At 44.6% G+C, this 18,389-nt stretch carries 18 protein-coding genes; 2 read left to right on the top strand and 16 right to left on the bottom strand.

The window, feature by feature from the left end; translation table 11 throughout:
* Positions 1-3: 3 nt before the first annotated feature.
* The 6 genes from E5S68_RS10000 to E5S68_RS09975 all read right to left on the bottom strand — a co-directional run bounded on the left by E5S68_RS10000 (position 4) and on the right by E5S68_RS09975 (position 5,729).
* Positions 4-1,167 (bottom strand): SIS domain-containing protein, encoded by a 1,164-nt coding sequence (locus E5S68_RS10000; RefSeq protein WP_135783433.1) that lies wholly within the window; start codon positions 1,165-1,167, stop codon positions 4-6.
* A 107-nt stretch (positions 1,168-1,274) separates the two neighbouring features.
* A complete protein-coding gene (locus tag E5S68_RS09995) occupies positions 1,275-1,679 on the bottom strand; it encodes a PTS sugar transporter subunit IIA (protein WP_135783432.1) in 405 nt (134 codons plus the stop codon).
* Positions 1,680-1,712: 33 nt separating this feature from the next.
* On the bottom strand, positions 1,713-2,537 hold the full coding sequence (locus E5S68_RS09990) for a PTS system mannose/fructose/sorbose family transporter subunit IID (RefSeq protein ID WP_135783431.1): 825 nt from the start codon (positions 2,535-2,537) through the stop codon (positions 1,713-1,715).
* A complete protein-coding gene (locus E5S68_RS09985) occupies positions 2,524-3,429 on the bottom strand; it encodes a PTS mannose/fructose/sorbose/N-acetylgalactosamine transporter subunit IIC (protein WP_135783430.1) in 906 nt (301 codons plus the stop codon). Before E5S68_RS09985 ends, E5S68_RS09990 begins: the two co-directional genes overlap by 14 nt.
* Before the next feature lie 39 nt (positions 3,430-3,468).
* Positions 3,469-3,945 (bottom strand): PTS sugar transporter subunit IIB, encoded by a 477-nt coding sequence (locus E5S68_RS09980; RefSeq protein WP_135783429.1) that lies wholly within the window; start codon positions 3,943-3,945, stop codon positions 3,469-3,471.
* Positions 3,942-5,729, bottom strand: a complete 1,788-nt coding sequence (locus E5S68_RS09975; protein WP_135783428.1) for a glycoside hydrolase family 35 protein — start codon at positions 5,727-5,729, stop codon at positions 3,942-3,944. The genes E5S68_RS09980 and E5S68_RS09975 overlap by 4 nt, the downstream gene beginning before the upstream one ends.
* A 131-nt stretch (positions 5,730-5,860) precedes the next feature.
* On the opposite strand from E5S68_RS09975, the gene E5S68_RS09970 reads away from it, so the two are divergent.
* Positions 5,861-6,577, top strand: a complete 717-nt coding sequence (locus E5S68_RS09970; RefSeq protein ID WP_135783427.1) for a GntR family transcriptional regulator — start codon at positions 5,861-5,863, stop codon at positions 6,575-6,577.
* 398 nt (positions 6,578-6,975) lie between these two features.
* Here the strand turns inward: E5S68_RS09970 and purB are convergent, their stop codons facing one another.
* The 6 genes from purB to purD form a co-directional block, all read right to left on the bottom strand.
* Positions 6,976-8,274, bottom strand: coding sequence for an adenylosuccinate lyase (gene purB, locus E5S68_RS09965; protein WP_135783426.1), 1,299 nt, complete (start codon positions 8,272-8,274; stop codon positions 6,976-6,978).
* 160 nt (positions 8,275-8,434) lie between these two features.
* Positions 8,435-8,662 carry a phosphoribosylaminoimidazole carboxylase gene (locus E5S68_RS09960; RefSeq protein WP_135783425.1) on the bottom strand — a complete coding sequence of 76 codons (228 nt, stop codon included), beginning with the start codon at positions 8,660-8,662 and terminating at the stop codon, positions 8,435-8,437.
* An 8-nt stretch (positions 8,663-8,670) separates the two neighbouring features.
* Positions 8,671-9,621: a ketopantoate reductase family protein gene (locus E5S68_RS09955; protein WP_135783424.1), complete on the bottom strand. Its 951-nt coding sequence runs from the start codon at positions 9,619-9,621 to the stop codon at positions 8,671-8,673.
* A 119-nt stretch (positions 9,622-9,740) separates the two neighbouring features.
* A complete protein-coding gene (purK, locus tag E5S68_RS09950) occupies positions 9,741-10,820 on the bottom strand; it encodes a 5-(carboxyamino)imidazole ribonucleotide synthase (RefSeq protein WP_135783423.1) in 1,080 nt (359 codons plus the stop codon).
* Positions 10,807-11,295 (bottom strand): 5-(carboxyamino)imidazole ribonucleotide mutase, encoded by a 489-nt coding sequence (purE, locus tag E5S68_RS09945; RefSeq protein ID WP_135783422.1) that lies wholly within the window; start codon positions 11,293-11,295, stop codon positions 10,807-10,809. The genes purK and purE overlap by 14 nt, the downstream gene beginning before the upstream one ends.
* A gap of 238 nt (positions 11,296-11,533) precedes the next feature.
* Positions 11,534-12,796 (bottom strand): phosphoribosylamine--glycine ligase, encoded by a 1,263-nt coding sequence (gene purD, locus E5S68_RS09940; protein WP_135783421.1) that lies wholly within the window; start codon positions 12,794-12,796, stop codon positions 11,534-11,536.
* 181 nt (positions 12,797-12,977) lie between these two features.
* On the opposite strand from purD, the gene E5S68_RS09935 reads away from it, so the two are divergent.
* Entirely contained in the window at positions 12,978-13,991 is a 1,014-nt protein-coding gene (locus E5S68_RS09935) for a GBS Bsp-like repeat-containing protein (RefSeq protein WP_135783420.1), read from the top strand.
* A gap of 54 nt (positions 13,992-14,045) precedes the next feature.
* Here the strand turns inward: E5S68_RS09935 and purH are convergent, their stop codons facing one another.
* The 4 genes from purH to purM form a co-directional block, all read right to left on the bottom strand.
* Positions 14,046-15,593 (bottom strand): bifunctional phosphoribosylaminoimidazolecarboxamide formyltransferase/IMP cyclohydrolase, encoded by a 1,548-nt coding sequence (purH, locus tag E5S68_RS09930; protein ID WP_135783419.1) that lies wholly within the window; start codon positions 15,591-15,593, stop codon positions 14,046-14,048.
* A 33-nt stretch (positions 15,594-15,626) separates the two neighbouring features.
* Positions 15,627-16,607, bottom strand: a complete 981-nt coding sequence (locus tag E5S68_RS09925; RefSeq protein WP_135783418.1) for a hypothetical protein — start codon at positions 16,605-16,607, stop codon at positions 15,627-15,629.
* A gap of 3 nt (positions 16,608-16,610) precedes the next feature.
* Entirely contained in the window at positions 16,611-17,159 is a 549-nt protein-coding gene (gene purN / locus E5S68_RS09920; RefSeq protein WP_135783417.1) for a phosphoribosylglycinamide formyltransferase, read from the bottom strand.
* Positions 17,160-17,343: 184 nt separating this feature from the next.
* Entirely contained in the window at positions 17,344-18,366 is a 1,023-nt protein-coding gene (gene purM / locus E5S68_RS09915) for a phosphoribosylformylglycinamidine cyclo-ligase (RefSeq protein WP_135783416.1), read from the bottom strand.
* Between the last annotated feature and the right edge of the window lie 23 nt (positions 18,367-18,389).

Below are 18,389 nucleotides of genomic sequence, written 5' to 3'. Positions count from 1 at the left end.
ATTCTAGTGAAAAGGGTGAATCACCACTCCTTGTACAACACGGTTCACCGTTCCAGTTGGTGATGGCGTGTCTGGGCGATTTTGAACCTTGAGCGAAGTCAAGAGAGAAATCAATTGACCATAGATAATGTATGGGAAAGCACGGTAGATATCTAGTGAGTCTGCAGAAGCTTCTACCAAAACTTCACGTACATGCTCAATACCAGCAACTTGGTCCGTCAAGAGAACGACCTGACGGGCAATCTGATCTCCGGCTACTTCTCCGACCAAATCTAGATCATACTGACACGTGTAAGGATCAATGGAGCCAAAGACCAAGACTAGGGTCTGATCATTGATGAGGGATTTTGGACCGTGACGGAAGCCGACAGGACTCTCGTACATGGTCGCGATTTTACCGGCAGTTAACTCTAAAATCTTGAGCTGAGCTTCATGAGCTAGCCCAAAGAAAGGTCCTGCTCCTAGATAGATGACGCGCTCGAAATCTAAATCTACAACTTCCTTGACCTCGCGGTCTTTCTCCAAGACCCGCTCTGACAGATGAATCAATTCTTCTACCCGTTTTTCTTTGGTTTCTTCCTTGCTTGGGTCAAAGACCAAGAGGGCTGTCAAGAGCATAGAGGTAAAGCTAGAAGTCATGGCGAAGCCGGCATCATTGGTTTCTTTTGGTTGCAAGAGCAAGAGATTGCGCTCATCTCCGTGAGCCTGCTGGGCCAGCTTCCCTTCTTCCGCACAGGTAATGGTGATTTGATAGAGATCCTCCACCAATTGTTGAGCCAACTCAACTGTCGCGACACTTTCAGGTGAGTTGCCACTTCGTGCAAAGGAAACCAAGACAGTCGCTACTTTTTTTTTGAGATAGGTTTGCGGATGCGCTACGATATCGGTCGTCGCAATCGATTGGAAATTCCAATGCCGTTCATCATGTACTTCTTGTAAGTAAGGTACCAAGGTATCCCCAACATAAGCTGAAGTTCCCGCACCTGTCAAGATGACCTTGATGTAGCCATGACGCTTTCCGATGGTCTCTAAAAACTCTTTGATTTCTTTTTCTTTCTCTTGATAAAGACGATAGGTTTCTTTCCAGACTTCCGGTTGTTGGTAGATTTCGCGAGTTGTGATTTCTGCTCCTAGTTCAAGTAATTGTTCTCTTGTATAGTCTAGCATGCTTATCCTCTTTTCTTTTTTAGTGACCGCTTTGCAAGCGGTAAGAGGCTGAGACAATCGTCCCAGCCTCATTCCAAATGGTCAAGCGTTTTTTACGCTACTGCATCTTATTCGTCCTCGTCGTCATCAAAGCTAGATAGAAGATTGTTAACCTTCACGACACTTTCACGTGCACGTTCTGGATAGTTCTCTTCTCCACCGACAAGGCTATGGTTAATAAATTCAATCACCATTGGCAAGTTCATCCCTGCGTAGAGGTCAATCGCGCGTCCTTCAAGAATCAGGCGACTAACTGCGTTACAAGGAGTCCCTCCTAAAAGATCTGCGAAGACGATATAGTCATCAAAGTCTGCAACACAGGCTTCAAACTTAGCTGTAAACTCTTCTGGTCCATCCTCTGGCAAGAGGGCCACGGTGTGAATGTTCTCTTGTGGTCCCATAATCATTTCTGTGCTGGCTTTGAGCTCTTCACAAAAGCGACCATGGCTAACCAATACTAGGTGTTTACTCATTATTCTCCCTCACACTCTGCTCTCAGTTGGGAATTATTGTCCCATACCAAGGACAAAATGTCCAAATGCAGAGAGTGCAATCGCAAGAACGATAATGATTCCGATAACTTTCGTTGAGTTCATACCTTTCTTACCAAGCAACCAGAAGATGAATCCTGTAAAGATTGCTGGAAGCAAGCGAGGGAAGATAGTATTCAAGATGTCTTGGAAGTCGATCATCTTTTCACCGATTGGCAACTTATAAGAAATCTCGAAGTTGATCATGGTTGCAACCAAAGCTCCCATCATGAAGACCCCAAGGACTGAAGCTGCTTCAATCAAAGCAGTCAAGGTGCTTTGCATGTTGTTGATCAAGTTTGTTCCTTCTTTATAGGCAAACTCTAACTGTTTCCAACGGAAGATATCGTAAGCAACAGCTACTGCGATCCAAAGGAAGATTCCCCAAGGTTGACCAGCAATCGCCATTGTTGCAGCGATAGATCCCATAATTGCAGGAACCAATGAACCAAAGATGGTATCTCCAAGAGGAGCGAACGGTCCCATCAAACCTGTCTTAATCCCGTTGACCCCATCTTTAGACTGAACGCCATCTTTTTCTTCCATGGCAAGGTCAAAACCAGCGATAATAGTATGGAAGAATGGTGAAGTATTGAAGAATTGAGTATGAACTTTCATCATTTCTTTCAATTCAGGAGTGCCATCCCCATACATCTTACGCAATTGCGGAAGAAGCATGTACAGGTAACCAGAAGCTTGCATCCGTTCATAGTTCCAACCTAATTGGAAAGTGAACAAGCTACGTTTGTTAATTTGATTAAAATCCTCTTTTGTGAGTTTATAATTCTTAGAATTCGTCATCTTCAATTTCCCCACTTTCTGATGATGTAGAAGGTGCTGCCACAGCTACTTTTTGGCTGTTTTTGAAATGAGCAACAGCTAAGAAGATACCGACGATCGTGATACCGATCATTGGTAAGCCTTTGAAATCATTGAGAAAGGCAATGTTTGCTGCCACTTCTTTTGGTAAAGTAGCGATGATGCCTGATACCGCACCACCCAAGCTCGAAACATTTGCATAAAGAACGGTTAACATCGCTGTCAAACCAAATCCCATCGCTAAATAGTGAAGGTTACGACGAACTGGAAGGTAACGAAGCAAGATAGCAAATCCAAGACCTGGAAGCATACGTCCTGCAAGTGTCAAACCATCTGCAATCCATTGGTATTCTTTAACAACATTTACAACACCTTGTACGAATTCTCCACCGAATCGAAGGGCGAAGAATACTGGAAGGGCACGAGAGAGAGCCCATGGAATCGCTCCAAGAAGGTAGTTCCGTTCGATTCCTTTGTAGTCAAAGCGTTCGATCGCTGCATCAATACGGTGAGCGAAGAAAGTAGTGGTCATACGACCAAGGATATCGAAGTAGGTCAAAAGAGCTGCTACCGGAACGGCAATAGTAGTGATTGCCAATTCTGGTTTGATCCCTTGAGCAACTGAGAAGGCTGTTGCAAGTACAGCACCTGAAGTTGCGTCAATACGAGAAGCTCCACCGAATGTTCCTACCCCAAGAACAAACAATTGCAAGCTACCACCGATAAACAAACCGGTTGTGAGATCTCCCATAATCAAACCGGTGATGAAACCAGCAAAGACCGGTGAGCCTGCTGATGAAACGATTGTCAGCTCATCACAGATTTGATAAGCTGAGTACAAAGTAAGTAGTAAAATTTGCCACCATTGTATCATGACAATTTCCTCCTAAAATTTTTCTTTTTATTTTATACACTATTTGAGTAACTTCAAGAAGTCTTCGACTGGATCATTTGGAACCATTTGAGCTGTTAGTTTAACACCCTTTTCAGCTAACTTGTGGAAAGCTTCTACGTCCGCATCCACTACGTTGATGGAGCGAGTAATAGAACGAGTCTCATCTGATTGGGACATGTTTCCAACGTTTAAGGTTTCAAGTGGTACACCTGCTTCTACCAAGCGCAAGAAGCGATCTGGTTTACGTGCTACGATGAAGAGACGTTGGCTATCATATTTTCCTGCTAAAATATTTTCAGCAGCCTTAGCGATTGGCAAAATGCTAAGCTTGACTCCTGGTGGTGTCGCTAGCTTTAAACCACTTTTTTCAAGATCATTTTGAGCCACCTCATCGTCGATGACCATGATCCGCGAGACATTGAGCTTAGCAGTCCAGAGATTGGCTACCTGCCCGTGGATTAAACGACCGTCAATACGGCATCCTACAATAGTCATAAGTTTTCCCCCTTTACGTCTTTGAATGTAGGTTTTTGAACGAGTTGTAAGGTCTCCTTCCAAGTCCCCTCCGTCTCAAAGACGAGGATTTCATTTTCCCCATCCTTGAGAAAACCATGAGGGACGTAGAGAGAGATGGTTGGACCGACTTCCCAGAAGCGACCGATATGGTGGCCATTGACAAGGACGATCCCTTTTCCAAATCCGGTCATGTCAAGGAAGGTATCCTTAACCTGATCCAGATGAAAAACAAATTGATAGAAAGCTGGTTGATCTGCTTGCCATTCTTTTGAGAAATCCAAGCGATCTAGCTGGGTGAAATCAAGCGCATATTGTTTCCAATTGAGCTTGAAATGAAGATCTAAACAAACTCCAGTTCGGATTCCTTTTCGCTGGGTATCTGCTAAGAGTTTGTGGCCGTAGTTGACCCGACCCATATTTTCAACCAAGAGCTTGAGGTTTGTAACCGTTTTCTTTTCTCCGTTTAAAAAAAGATCATGGCCTATTTCTTCTTGGTACTGGGTAGCAAGTAACTGATCGTTCGCATAGATTTGTACCCGGTCACGGGCATCGATCACGCGCAAGCGTTCCTCATCAGCGTCCATCTCTACCTCTGTCTCATAGAGCAGATAGCCCAAAGGGTGTTCTACCTCTTCCATTGACTGGGGATAGAGTGTTTCTGTGACCTGAGCAATCGTTTCTAGGTTGCCAAACAAGCTAGTCTTTTGAGTGACTTCTAAAGTTTGCTCTGGCAGGCACGATTTAACCAAGGGGTCGAACTGTGGATACTCTGGATAATGGGTAGCAAGCATCTCTTTCACTGCATCATACTTAGCAGTAGGATTTCCCTGCTCATCCAATAAAGCATCGTAGTCATAAGAAGTAACCTGAGGTAAATCCATCGTCCCACGGGCGGAGCATCCATTCATAAAGCCAAAGTTTGTGCCTCCATGAAACATATAGAGATTGATGGAGCCTTCTTGTAACACCTCGTGAACAGCTTCTGCAAGCTCCTTGGGATCCCGTTTAATGATGGGTTCTTTCCAGCGGTTAAACCAACCATCCCAAAACTCCATACACATGAGTGGCCACACTTTACCATGCTCTGCGAAGAACTCTTTCATTTGAGAGAAATTGTAGTTAGCTCGTGAGCCAAAATTCCCCGTCACGAAGATATCATCCTCTATCAAGGTTCCTGTACGAAGAGTGGCTCTCCAGGGCCCGTCAGATGTAAAGAGGGGACAGATAATTCCCCGCTCTACCATCAAGTCTCTGATGGCTCGAAGGTAGGCTTTGTCCTCACCATAGGATCCATACTCATTTTCGATTTGCATCATGAGAATCGGTCCACCGTGATCCAATTGGTACTGGGCTACACGTGATAAAAGATGATCGTAATAATGAGCAACAGCTTCAACAAAGGCTGGATCAGATGAGCGAATCCGGAGATCCTCCTCTAGCAACCAGGCTGGCAAGCCACCAAACTCCCACTCTGCACAGATAAAAGGCGAGGGACGTAGAATCACGTAGAGTCCCAACTCTTGAGCGAGCTGGATGAAATGCTCCAAATCCAAGTTCCCCTCAAAGTGGAAGTGGCCTTTTTGAGGCTCATGGGCATTCCAGGGGACATAGGTTTCAACGGTATTAAAACCTAGTGCTTTCAAGTTATATAAGGAATGATACCAATCCTCACGATCAATCCGAAAATAATGAATTGCACCAGATAAAATCTTAAAGGGTTGGCCGTTTAAATAAAAATCTTCACGGATTTCAAATGCCCCCATACTGAGAACCTCCTTCTAAGAAATCCTTTTCAAATATCAATATAATATATTAATAAAAAAATGTCAACCACTTTTAAAAAAATATGTTAAAATAATATTAATAAGGGATATCGAAAGAAGAGGTGAAGCACATGGCAATCCCAAAGTACCAACACATCAAAGATGATTTGAAGCAACAAATTATCTCAGGCAAATTTGAAAACGGAGATAAATTTTACACAGAAGCTGAGTTGATCAAGATTTACAATGTCAGCTCGATCACTGTTGTGCGAGCTTTGAACGATTTGGCTAGCGATGGATACATCGTCCGCCAACAAGGAAAAGGAACCTTCGTTTCTCGCGCTAGAAAACACAAACTGGTTGAATTTTCAGACGTAGAAACCTTCCCCATCCAAAAAGCGACTGTAAAAGTTCTCTCCATCAAGCGTGGTAACACGCTCAATATCCTAGATAAGCTAGGTCTTGCTCCGTCTCAATTCTACTATAAGATTGAGCGCATCCGTCAGATTGGGGATGATATTTATATCTTCCATCAGACTTACGTTCCAGAGCAATACATCAACCCTAACTACCCGAACTTAGACTACTACAGTTCGATCTATGACCGCTTCAAAGAAGATTATCATATTCATATGAATGATGAACACTTTGAAGAAATTAATGACATCGTCTTCCCAACACCAAGCAAAATCGCATCCGTGTTGAATATCGATGAAAATTTCCCAACCGTTCGTCAAGTGAAGACGACCAAGTTGGAAGCAACTGGTCAGATCCTTGAATATAGTGAAACCTACAAACGTGGAGATTACTATAAAATCAAATTTATCTCATGTGATCGTGATCATTGATCTTTCAAAAGGTCTGAGGGCTCCCTCAGACTTTTATGATGCAATTATAACATAGAAATATAGCTTTTTAAAGATGGATAGACGAGAATCTATAATTAGTGACAAACTTCCTATAAATAGTTTAATCAATCAAAATTTATTATGATAAATTCAGGGTCTAGAGCACCTGATTTAGACAAAGAAAAGAGAGTGGGACAGAAATCGGTAATTCGTTAGAATTCGATTTCGTCGTCCCACCTCCGCACAGTTGAGTAGGGCTGTAAAAGCTGATGAAATCAGCGTAGTAGAGCCCACTCAACCACTGCGTCTTGCTCGACAATCCAAAGACAATTGAGAGGCTAGGACTTTTGTCCCAGCCTCTTTTCGTATATTTTTCAAATTCCCGTTTTTCGTTGCAATTAGTCTCCCAAACCGATGCGTTCAAAGATTTCATCCACCCGTTTTGTATAGTAAGTTGGATTGAAGATTTCGTCAATTTCTTCTTGAGTGAGGCGAGAAGTCACTTCTGGATCTGCTTCAAGCAGTGGTTTGAAGTCGACTTGGTTATCCCATGATTGGGCAGTCTTCGGTTGAACAAGGTCGTAGGCTTGCTCACGTGTCATGCCTTTTTCAATCAAAGTCAACATGGCACGTTGGCTGAAAATCAAACCAAATGTAGAGTTCATGTTGCGGATCATGTTTTCTGGGAAGACCGTCAAGTTCTTGACGATATTTCCAAAACGGTTAAGCATGTAGTCAATCAAGATAGTTGTGTCTGGTGCGATGATCCGCTCAGCTGATGAGTGAGAGATATCCCGTTCGTGCCAAAGGGCTACATTTTCATAAGCTGTGACCATGTGACCACGGATCACACGTGCCAGACCTGTCATGTTTTCAGAACCGATAGGGTTGCGTTTGTGAGGCATGGCTGAAGAACCTTTTTGACCTTTAGCAAAGAACTCTTCTACTTCACGTTGTTCAGATTTTTGAAGACCACGGATTTCAGTCGCCATCCGTTCGATTGAAGTTGCGATGCTCGCAAGAACTGCAAAGTACTCAGCGTGAAGGTCACGAGGAAGGACCTGTGTAGAGATTTCTTGAGCACGGATACCCAATTTATCGCAGACGTATTTTTCAACGAATGGTGGGATGTTGGCAAAGTTACCAACCGCACCAGAGATTTTACCAGCTTCTACGCCAGCAGCTGCATGCTCGAAACGCTCGATGTTCCGTTTCATTTCGCTGTACCAAGTGGCCAATTTAAGACCAAAAGTTGTTGGCTCAGCGTGCACACCGTGGGTACGACCCATCATGATAGTAAACTTGTGCTCCTTAGCCTTATCAGCGATGATGTTGGTGAAGTTTTCAAGGTCCTTACGGATGATGTCGTTGGCTTGTTTGTAGAGGTAACCGTAGGCCGTATCCACCACGTCAGTAGAAGTCAAACCATAGTGGACCCACTTACGCTCTTCACCAAGCGTCTCAGAAACCGCACGCGTAAAAGCCACTACGTCATGGCGAGTCTCTTGCTCAATCTCCAAAATACGGTCGATATCAAAGTCCGCTTTTTCGCGGATCAAAGCCACATCTTCCTTAGGAATTTCTCCCAACTCAGCCCATGCCTCGTCAGCCAAGATTTCCACCTCAAGCCACGCACGGTATTTATTTTCTTCAGTCCAAATGTTCGCCATTTCTGGGCGGCTATATCTATCAATCATGTTTTCTTTTCCTTTCTGTTGATGTTTCACTTAAGTGGGGCGGACGTCAGCAGCTTCCTCCAGAATCTCATGACTAAATCTTGAGCCTGAAGTCTCAAAATTTCCGTCGCTTACGCTTTCCTCTCGGCATGAAACATCTGTTTAACGACTAAAAGTCGTTTTATTCAAATTCTTCTTTCCCAATCCACACAGATGGGTAGTGATCTAGTGTATTCAAATCCGTATCCAACGGGACATCATAGATGGCTAAATAGTTTTCAGGATATTGAGACGTTAGCTCTTCATACTTAACTTTCACCTTTTCGTGATCGCTACTAGCATACAAAACTTCTACGACTGCTCCAGTCTTGTCCTTCTCAACAAAAGCATTGACGATGAGTTGAATCATAAAACCTCCTAAATCGAAATGCCCTTCATATTTGCTTCCAGAATAGGCATCTTCACACCTAACTCCTGACCAGTCTGATAGACACTTTGACAACAATAGAAGATGTCCTGTTTATCATTGTGCAAGGTCATGATTTTTCGGGTTAGCTCATTTTTCGCAAACATGACTTTCATGGCCTTGCCGGCTATCCAAGCGGGAATTTTGTATGGCAAGAGTTCTGCTTTGTAAAGCTTCAAATTCACGCCACGCGCTTCTACGACTTTCAAAGCCTCTCGAATGGCCTTGATGGCCAATGACAATTCTGAAGAACTATTCATCAAGTTCAAAGCCAATTCTTCTGGGTTTTCCAGATTCCCCGAACGTGCAGCTGTCGAAGTGACACCTGCATTAATCGCCATGTGAATCCAAATCCACTCGACCATATCATGAGGCACTTCCCACTTCAAATCTGCAGAAGTCAGTAAATCTGTCAAATCAGCATAGTTAGAGATCTGTGCTTTTTGCTCACCTTCTAGCATTAAATGGTCAAACAAGACGCCATCTAAATGATCCTCCTGCATATGACCACCCGCTGTCGGAAAAGCCAGGATATAGTCGTAATCTCCTGCCCACTCTTGGACCTCTTTTCGAGTATCCCAGAAATTGCAGAAGAAAACAAGGGTACCTTTGATATTATTTTTTTGCAAGGTCTCCACAGCTTCTTTGACAAACCCATGGCGCACACTGAGAAAAATAAAATCATATTCCGAATCGACTTCTGCCACACGAACCTCATAGGTGTCGTGTTTGTTCTCACCTTTGGAATGATAACGGCCATCTAGCAGATCAACCAACAACTCCTTGGGAGCATTGTTTTTCTTACTATCTCTCAGTACGTGTTCCACTTGATGACCTGCTTTTTGAAAGGCGTAGGCATAAGTTGTCCCGATGACTCCAAGTCCTAGAATCGCTATTTTCACTTAAAAATCAATCCCTTTCCAGCAGTGGTTGTCTGGCTTCTCTTGTCGATTTTCGCCTGCGACAAGCCTAGTCAACCTTGCAGGGGTAAGACGACGGACCTTATAACTGGGGTCCTGTCTTACTCCCCAAACTCTTCAACCTTATCCGGTTCATCACTAAACAAGGTCACATGTCCCATTTTGCGGTTGTGCTTTGCTTCTAGTTTACCATATAAGTGGAGGTGAGCACTTGGATTTTCTGTCACATATGTTTCAGCAGCTTCGACGTGTTGGCCGAGTACATTGAGCATGACTGCAGGCGCATGGAGGTGAATAGCAGGAAGTGGTGCTCCGAGAATACCCAGAATATGGGTATCAAACTGGGAAAAATCGCAAGCTTCAATCGAGTAGTGGCCTGAATTGTGTGGGCGTGGTGCAATTTCGTTGACGATGATATCATCAGCTGTAGCAAACATTTCCACGCAGAGTGTTCCAGATAGGTTCAGTTGTTCTGCAATTCGCACTGCCATTGCTTTGGCTTTTTCAGCTAGACTTTCTGAAATACGAGCAGGTACAATGGTTTTTGAAAGAATGTTGTTGCGATGAATATTTTCCTGAACGGGGAAAATCGTCACATCCTTACCATTCCCAGACACGATGACAGAAATCTCAAGGTCGAAATTGACAAATTCTTCCAAAACGCAGTCGGCTGAATCCGCTAGTGCATAGGCTTCTTCTAAATCTTCCGCTGAACGAATAACCTTTTGTCCATGGCCATCGTAGCCACCTGTCGCAGTTTTGAGGACACAGTTTTTAGAGAGGTCAATATCTGCCAAATCCTGGCTTGAAGTCACGACCTTATAGGGGGCCACAGTGACTTGAGCCTTGTTGGAAAGAAAGTCCTTCTCAAAAATGCGATTTTGGGAAATGCGAAGCAGGTCGGTCCCTTGTGGTAGCTGTCCTTCTTTGATAACAGCATCAAGGCCGTCAGCATCGACATTTTCAAATTCATAAGTGAGAACATCACAGCGGTCTGCCAATTGACGAAGGGCTTCCACGTCGTTAAAAGGTGCCACGATGATTTCCGCCACACGAGAGGCCGGACAATCCGCTGCTGGATCTAGAGCGATAACCTTGTGCCCCATGTAGATAGCAGAAATGGCCATCATCTGCCCCAGCTGACCGCCACCGATAATTCCGATTGTTTTAGATGAGCTCATTTGTCGACTCCTCTGCGATTTTTCCTTGTTCTTCTGCGAAATCTGCTAACGCTATTGCAATAGCCTGATCCTCTACTGAAAGAAGACGGAGGGCAAAGAGGGCCGCATTGGTCGCACCTGCTTCACCGATCGCCATGGTTGCGACTGGCACGCCACCCGGCATCTGCACAATGGAATAAAGTGAATCCAAACCGCTAAGGGCACGAGACTTGACAGGTACCCCGATGACTGGAAGGGTCGTTTTAGCTGCTACCATACCTGGCAAGTGAGCAGCGCCACCTGCACCCGCGATGATGACCTTGATGCCACGGCTACGTGCTTCTTCGGCATGTTTGAACATGAGGTCAGGCGTCCGGTGTGCGGAAACAACTTTCTTTTCGTAAGCGACGCCGAAGTTGTCTAGGACTTCAGCGGTTTTTTGCATGGTTGCCCAGTCGGATTTTGAGCCCATGATAATGGAAATTACTGGTTTCATTTCTTCTCCTTTTTTTGATAATCGTCTAATGTAGTGCGGACGTAAGCGACCGCCTAGGGCGTTCCATTACTAAAACTGGAGCCTGAGTCTCCAGTTTTCCGCTCCTAGTAGCAAAGCTACTAGGAGTTCCACTACTGCGACGATTATCCTATACTAGCTCGCTAACGCTCGCAAATTAAGCGACCATTATCTTAGTTTGGCTCACTTTCGCTCGCCTTTTACGACCTACGGTCGCTAATTATTTGTTAGCCTTGCTACCAATGTCCGTACGGTAGAACAAGCCTTCTGTGTTTTGTCTGTTGAGTTCGTTGTAGATAATGTTTTGGCCGTCTTTGACGGTGTCGGCTGTGGTGACCAACATGTAAACACGTCCTCCGTTTGAGAGGAGGTCTTGGTCGTTTTCAGCGAATTTAGCACCAGCATAGTAAGTGATGATGTCGCCTTCTGTCTTGGCTGGAAGCTTGACACCCTTCTCATAAGCGAGTGGGTAGCCGTTTGAAGCTACAACCACGCCTAGTGTCACACCCTTGTCCGTCCAAGTGATGGCTGGCTCTTTACCTTCCAAAATGTCAGTGATATTTTGTGCAAAATCAGATGTCAAACGAGGCAAAATAATTTGCGTTTCAGGATCTCCGAAACGAGCGTTAAACTCGATGACTTTAGGCCCGTCAGCAGTCAAGATAAGTCCCGCGTAAAGGACACCTGTGTATGGACGACCCTCTTTGATCATACCTTCGAGGACTGGCTTGACAATAGTGTCAACCGCTGTGTCAACCACACTCTGTAGCAAGTGAGGAACTGGCGCATAGGCACCCATCCCACCAGTGTTAGGACCCTTGTCGCCATCGTAGGCACGTTTGTGGTCCTGAGCCGTTGGCATAATGTAGAACTTATCCCCATTGACAAAAGCAAAGAGAGAGAACTCTTCCCCGTCAAGGAATTCCTCGATGACCACACGTGCACCTGAATCACCGAATTTATTGTCCAAAAGCATCTCGTGAGCAGCTTCGACGGCTTGCTCAACTGTCTCAGCAACGACGACACCTTTCCCAAGGGCCAAACCGTCTGCCTTGACAACGATTGGAGCGCCTTTTTCTTCGATGTAGGCCTTGGCTTCCTCGAAACCTGAAAATGTCCCATAGGCTGCTGTCGGAACGTCGTATTTGACCATGATTTCCTTAGCAAAATCCTTAGACCACTCCAGCTCAGCCGCAACCTTGGTCGGACCAAATGCCTTGAGACCAGCTGCATTGAAATCATCCACGATTCCAGCTGCAAGGGCATCATCTGGGCCGATAAAGGTCCAAGCAATATCGTTCGCTTTTGCGAAGTCAATCAGCTTAGAATGTTCGGAAATTCCAATATTGATCAAATCCAGACCATCTAATTGCATCCCGTCATTACCAGGAGCCACAAAAACCTGCTCAACGTTTGTAGACTCCAACAATTTCTTGGCAATCGCATGCTCACGACCGCCAGATCCAACAACCAAAAGTTTCATCTTGAACCTCTTTTGCGAATTATTTTATTAAATTATATCATAATCGTTCGTTTTAATCTAATTATTATAGCGAAAGAAGCTATTTTCTCATAGAATCCAAACTTTTTTCGTAAATGATGGAATTTTGCACTTTTTTTACGAATAGTATAAATGAACCTCGATTTTTTAGAAAAGGAGTTTTATGCGAACGATAAAAAAACTACTCATTGCTATTTGCGCCCTATGGGCAGGATCTTCTCAAGCTGTCACTGCTGATGACCAACTTAATTATATCTATGCAGAAAAAGGAAGATTGAATATCCATATCGGAACCGTACCTGATCAGTTCCAGTCAATCAGACTTCCAATCTGGTCCGATCAAAAGGGACAGGATGATCTAATCTGGTATCCCGTCCAGAGAGGAGAGCGCGGATTTGACCTTCAGGTTCCCTTGACCAATCACCAAGACCAAGCAGGTCTTTATCATGTTCATGTTTATGGACAAGGCGCGCATGGAGAATTGGTGGGACTTTTCCCATTGACGACCACTGTCGAGAAGAAGGACCTCGCAGCTTCTCAACCCACTATCTCCATTCAGCAAGTTTCCTCACACGAATTTGATGTCAAACTCAAGCTCTTTGAAGATGTCGAGGAAGTGCTTTTCCCAATCTGGTCTGATCAAGATGGTCAAGACGACTTAGTTTGGTATCCTGCTAAAAAGATCGCTCCCGGTCAATACCAACTTCGCTTTCATGCCCAAAACCATAAGGGCAAAGGTCTCTTTCATCTTCATGTCTACCAAAAGAATAAGGGACAAGTCAAAGGCCTCTTACCGACAAGTTTTCAGGTCCAAGAGGAGAAACCACGACCTCTCATCACTCATCCTGATAATTTTTATCCTGTAGGCGAGTGTACTTGGGGGACCAAAGAGCTAGCCCCCTGGGCACAAAACTGGTGGGGAAACGGTGGCATGTGGGCAGCTAGTGCACGCGCTGCTGGCTTCCGGACAGGAAACACCCCAGAGGTAGGAGCCATTGTCTGCTGGGACGACGGTAGCTATGGCCACGTCGGCCTTGTTACAGACGTCGAACACGAGCAAAAGATTCAAATCCAGGAAGCCAACTACAACGGAAATCGGACCATCAACAATTTCCGTGGCTGGTTTGACCCCACGAATGTTGTCTGGGGAACGGTCAGCTATATCTATCCAAATTAAGGAATTCCTAACCAGCAGAAAAGGCACTCATCCATCGATGAGTGCCTTTTTTGATTAATGTCTAAAGTGACGAACACCTGTAAAAATCATGGTCAAGCCATATTTATCCGCCGCTTCGATTGACTCTTGGTCACGGACGGATCCACCCGGTTGGATGATGGCCTTGATACCTGCTTTAGCAATTTCTTCCACGTTATCCGCAAATGGGAAGAAGGCGTCTGAAGCGAGGACCGCGCCGTCAAGACGGTCTTTAGCTTGGTCAATAGCAATGCGAACAGAAGCCACACGATTGGTTTGACCTGGGCCAACGCCAAGTGTCATGTGGTCATTAGTCACGATGATCCCGTTTGATTTGACATACTTGATGGCTTTCCATGCAAACTCAAGAGCAGTCGCTTCTGTCTCAGTTGGTTGGCGTTTGGTCACCACTTGCCAGTCAGCTGGGCTTTCTTTGACCACGTCTTGGTTTTGAACAAGAAGTCCACCTACAACACCAGTGTATTCTGCTTCCACTTCACTGGCATCTTGAGCGTCAAATGGCAATTCAAGGATCCGCAAGTTTTTTTTCTTGGTAGTCAAGATTTCAAGCGCTTCATCTGTATAGCTTGGTGCAATGATGATTTCAAGGAAAACACCGTGCATTTTTTGAGCTGTCGCAGCGTCCACTTCACGGTTGAGGACGACGATTCCACCAAAGATAGAAACTGAATCAGACTCATAAGCGTAGTCCCAAGCAGTCTCGATGTCGTCAGCTTGACCAATCCCACATGGATTCATGTGTTTAAGAGCCACAACGGTTGGACGATCTTTGAAATCACGGATGATCCGGATTGCCGCATCCGCGTCTCGGATATTGTTAAAGGACAATTCTTTACCGTTTAATTGTTTAGCGGATGCAATGGAATAATCCGTTGGCAAGGCTTTTTGGTAGAAATCTGCGTCTTGTTGAGGGTTTTCCCCGTAACGCATCGCTTGTTTGAGATCATAGGTCAGAGTGAGTTTTTCAGGTTTTTCTTCACCCACTTGAGCTGTGAAGTATGCCGCAATCAAGGCATCGTAGGCTGCTGTGTGACGGAAAACCTTGGCTGCCAACCGTTGGCGAGTTTCGTAAGTGGTTTCGCCCTTGGCTGCCAATTCGTCCAAAACCACAGCATAGTCAGCAGGATCTACCACAACTGTGACGCTAGCGTGGTTCTTCGCTGCTGAACGAAGCATAGAGGGCCCACCAATATCGATGTTTTCAACGGCGTCAGCATAAGTCACATCTGGTTTGAGAATGGTTTCCTTGAATGGATAAAGGTTGACCACCACAAGGTCAATGAGCTCAATCTTGTTGTCCTTAGCAGCCTCTAGGTGACTATCAAGGTCACGACGAGCGAGGAGACCTCCGTGGATATTTGGGTGGAGGGTCTTCACACGACCGTCCATCATTTCTGGGAAACCCGTCACATCATCGATTGCAATGGTGTCAACACCGGCATTATCAAGGGCAACTTTGGTACCACCTGTTGAGATGATATCCCAACCAAGTTTTTTAAGTTCTTGGGCAAATTCAACAATGCCCGCTTTGTCTGAAACACTAATTAGTGCACGTTTAGTCATGTTTCTTCCTTTTCTATTTTCTACAAACAATCATTATTTCTTAAAATAAACCTCAATAGAAGGTGAGTAAGACTGGACTCCTTCTATAAAGTGATTTTTTACATCTGGCTGATTCAGGCTTTGATTGACAGGAATGGCTTTCGAGTTATTCCCTCTTGCACGAAGAGCCATTACGGTAGTAGAGTGGAATAATTTTACGAAAAGAGTAATAAAGGGATTAACAAAGTAGCCATCGTTAGATTTTGAAACCACCAAAGTCTGTGCTTCTCGTAAATCAATCATCCCGAACCGCTGACCGAACAGAATGAGATGGTCCTTATAAATAGCTACTCCCGCTCTCTTATCCAAATAAGATGCCGTCATCTCAAGATGATCAAAGGCTCCCATTAGTTCTGGATAGAGTTTGAATAGCTCTCTCTTAGCTTGTCGAGCTCTCCTCCATTGGAGAATGAGATAGCCATTTGGGACAGCCGCAAAGACTCCATAGATAAGAAGCAAGACCAGCCCTGCAACCAACATACTTTGAACCTGATTGTCTAATTCTGATATTGAGAAATAGTCCTCTTTTTCAAAATAGAGAGAAACCTCTTTGTCCAAATCTTTTGACTGGCTGGTCTCTTGGACGACTTTTTGAATAAGAGGATGAGGCTTGGAACCGTTACGACTCCCTAAGACTCTCTGAGGATGCTCCTCCAAGTGATCAGCATTCTTTATAAGTTCTTTGGTTTCTTTGCTATTGGGATCTGCTTGTAGGATAAAGTAGTTGACCAACTGATCGGATAAGCGATAACCGGCCAAGTAGAGGTTGGTCCCATCTACATCTGTTTGAATCGGTTTAGGATCTAGGTAAGTAATATTAAGATAGCTATTTCCTCGAACAGACATCCAACCTGAATCATGGGTTTTAATATCATCCTCAAAAAAATTGCAGGTAAAGCTATAACTGAGAAAAAGTATGAAAGCTGATAAAAGGAGAACACCAATCTCTGTTTTTCCAAAATACCTTACTTTCATTTTTTACTTCCTTCCTACTCCTAGCTCTTCTAGGACTTCTGGATAGAGCTTATACTCTGTTTCGTGAATGCGGGTTTCGAAAGTGTCAAGGGTATCCCCTTCAAGGCGTGGTACACGGACTTGTTTGATGACCTTACCGGTATCCACGCCCGAGTCCACCCAATGAATGGTCACACCAGACTGCTCAACACCTGCATTCCAAGCATCCTCAATACCATGAGCTCCCGGAAATTCTGGAAGGTAAGCCGGGTGAATATTGATAATACGGCCTTCATAAGCCGCTAGCAAGGTTGGACCGACGATTTTCATATAACCCGCCAAACAGACTAGGTCAATCTCGTGCTCATCCAAGAGCTCGACGATGGCTCCTTCGTAGTCTGCTTTGCTCTCAAACTCCTTGAGTTCAAAAGCATAGGAAGGAACTCCAAGCTTTTCGGAACGCTCGAGCACATAGGCATCCCGGTGATCTGAAAAGACAAATTCTACTGGAAATTGTTCCGCAATCACCTGAAAGTTTGAGCCGTTGCCAGAGGCAAATACAGCAATCTTCATATTCGATACAAAGGGACGTTTCGGCTAGCCGAACAGTTTCGTAGAAAAATAGGAAATCATTGCTGGATGCTTGCACACAAAATGATTTCTCTTTTTTCCTAGAAAATGAGTCCCGTGTTCAGTTAGGCTTGCTAACTAAACACTCCTTTCTACAATTTCTCCGTATAAAATGGTGATTTCACCATTATTTAATCACCACACTTGCATCTGTCTTCTTGACAATCCGACCAATTTCATACACAGGTTCGTCAAGAAGTTCTTTAACACGTTCCACATGTTCTGGCTTCACTGCAAGCATGAGACCAATACCCATGTTGAAGATTTCAAACATTTCTTCGTGTTTGATTTGTCCATATTTTTCAAGGGCTTTGAAAATTGGAAGAACTGGAACCTTGCTTTCGTCAATTTCAGCCGCCAAATTATCTGCGAACATACGAGGTACATTTTCGATGAAACCACCACCTGTGATGTGGGCAATTCCATTGACCAATTCTTCTTTGATCAGTGGCAGAACAGCTTTAACGTAGATGCGAGTTGGTTCCAAAAGAACGTCTTTCAGTTTCTTACCTTCCAACTCAGGCAATACTTCTTCACCTGTATAGTCCGCAAAGACCCGACGCACGAGTGAGTAACCATTTGAGTGGATTCCGCTTGAGGCAAGTCCAAGAATCACATCCCCTGCTGCCACTTTTGAACCGTCGATAATTTGAGATTTTTCAGCGACACCTACTGCAAAACCAGCCAAGTCATAGTCGTCTTCACCGTACATGCCAGGCATTTCAGCCGTTTCCCCACCGATGAGGGCTGCGCCTGCTTGCACACACCCTTCTGCAACACCAGCAACCACTTGTTCTAGCTTAGCTGGTTCATTTTTCCCAGTCGCCACATAGTCTAGGAAGTAGAGGGGCTCCGCGCCTGCAGCAATGATATCGTTGACACACATAGCTACACAGTCTTGACCGATGGTATCGTGCTTGTCATACTTGATGGCTAACATGAGCTTGGTTCCAACACCGTCAGTTCCTGAGATCAAAACGGGCTCTTTAACACCTGTTTTTGAAAGGTCGAACATGCCACCAAAACCACCAAGAGCTCCCATAACACCTGCGCGCTCCGTACGTGCTACGTGTTTTTTGATCCGTTCAACAACTTCATAACCCGCTTCAACATCCACACCAGACTGCGCATAAGCATTTTTATTCGTCATTTTATTCATTCCTTTTCTTTTGC

The organism is Streptococcus rubneri (assembly GCF_004785935.1).
Taxonomy (GTDB): Bacteria; Bacillota; Bacilli; order Lactobacillales; family Streptococcaceae; genus Streptococcus; species Streptococcus rubneri.
This window is presented reverse-complemented; position numbering and strand designations above follow the sequence as displayed.

Bases quoted from the DNA above. Each gene is read 5' to 3' on its own strand.
- E5S68_RS09970 (WP_135783427.1), top strand. From the start codon at position 5,861: ATGGCAATCCCAAAGTACCAACACATCAAAGATGATTTGAAGCAACAA.
- E5S68_RS09925 (WP_135783418.1), bottom strand. From the start codon at position 16,607: ATGAAAGTAAGGTATTTTGGAAAAACAGAGATTGGTGTTCTCCTTTTA.
- E5S68_RS10000 (WP_135783433.1), bottom strand. From the start codon at position 1,167: ATGCTAGACTATACAAGAGAACAATTACTTGAACTAGGAGCAGAAATC.
- E5S68_RS09960 (WP_135783425.1), bottom strand. From the start codon at position 8,662: ATGATTCAACTCATCGTCAATGCTTTTGTTGAGAAGGACAAGACTGGA.
- purH (WP_135783419.1), bottom strand. From the start codon at position 15,593: ATGACTAAACGTGCACTAATTAGTGTTTCAGACAAAGCGGGCATTGTT.
- E5S68_RS09990 (WP_135783431.1), bottom strand. From the start codon at position 2,537: ATGACGAATTCTAAGAATTATAAACTCACAAAAGAGGATTTTAATCAA.
- purN (WP_135783417.1), bottom strand. From the start codon at position 17,159: ATGAAGATTGCTGTATTTGCCTCTGGCAACGGCTCAAACTTTCAGGTG.
- purD (WP_135783421.1), bottom strand. From the start codon at position 12,796: ATGAAACTTTTGGTTGTTGGATCTGGCGGTCGTGAGCATGCGATTGCC.
- purM (WP_135783416.1), bottom strand. From the start codon at position 18,366: ATGACGAATAAAAATGCTTATGCGCAGTCTGGTGTGGATGTTGAAGCG.
- E5S68_RS09975 (WP_135783428.1), bottom strand. From the start codon at position 5,729: ATGGGGGCATTTGAAATCCGTGAAGATTTTTATTTAAACGGCCAACCC.
- E5S68_RS09985 (WP_135783430.1), bottom strand. From the start codon at position 3,429: ATGATACAATGGTGGCAAATTTTACTACTTACTTTGTACTCAGCTTAT.
- purE (WP_135783422.1), bottom strand. From the start codon at position 11,295: ATGAAACCAGTAATTTCCATTATCATGGGCTCAAAATCCGACTGGGCA.
- E5S68_RS09980 (WP_135783429.1), bottom strand. From the start codon at position 3,945: ATGACTATTGTAGGATGCCGTATTGACGGTCGTTTAATCCACGGGCAG.
- purB (WP_135783426.1), bottom strand. From the start codon at position 8,274: ATGATTGATAGATATAGCCGCCCAGAAATGGCGAACATTTGGACTGAA.
- E5S68_RS09995 (WP_135783432.1), bottom strand. From the start codon at position 1,679: ATGAGTAAACACCTAGTATTGGTTAGCCATGGTCGCTTTTGTGAAGAG.
- purK (WP_135783423.1), bottom strand. From the start codon at position 10,820: ATGAGCTCATCTAAAACAATCGGAATTATCGGTGGCGGTCAGCTGGGG.
- E5S68_RS09935 (WP_135783420.1), top strand. From the start codon at position 12,978: ATGCGAACGATAAAAAAACTACTCATTGCTATTTGCGCCCTATGGGCA.